Below are 359 nucleotides of genomic sequence, written 5' to 3'. Positions count from 1 at the left end.
GCCGAGTTCACGACCCGAACGGCGCATACCTGCCATCAACCTGGTGTGGACTCGCACCACCTTGTGCCCTGTATCGAGCAGGTCAGCTTCCAGACGACGGGTCAGATGCCGGCAGTCCTCGACCGCAATGCAGACGCCGTCGAACTGCTCGAGCCACGCCATGATCTTCTGATGCCCAGCAGCCCGAGCCTCGACCGTGAGGACATCGATTCTCTTGCCGACCTCGTCGACCGCGACGAGCGTGTGCCAATTCTTGTGGGCATCAATTCCAATGACAGTCATCGCCGACCTCCTGATGTTGCGTGCAGTACGGCACCGCCGTTCGAGATCGGGCACGCCTCAGTGGGGCAGGACGAGCG

General features: G+C 62.1%; 1 protein-coding gene. It reads right to left on the bottom strand.

Annotated elements, in window-relative coordinates; genetic code table 11:
• Nucleotides 1-282: IS110 family transposase (locus CEY15_RS17990; RefSeq protein WP_141244355.1), on the bottom strand; the 282-nt coding region annotated here is incomplete at its 3' end.
• Between the last annotated feature and the right edge of the window lie 77 nt (nt 283-359).

This window comes from Dietzia natronolimnaea (assembly GCF_002289575.1).
Classification (GTDB): Bacteria; Actinomycetota; Actinomycetes; order Mycobacteriales; family Mycobacteriaceae; genus Dietzia; species Dietzia natronolimnaea_A.
The sequence above is the reverse complement of the archived record's forward strand: the minus strand, read 5'-3'. Positions and strand labels throughout refer to the sequence as shown.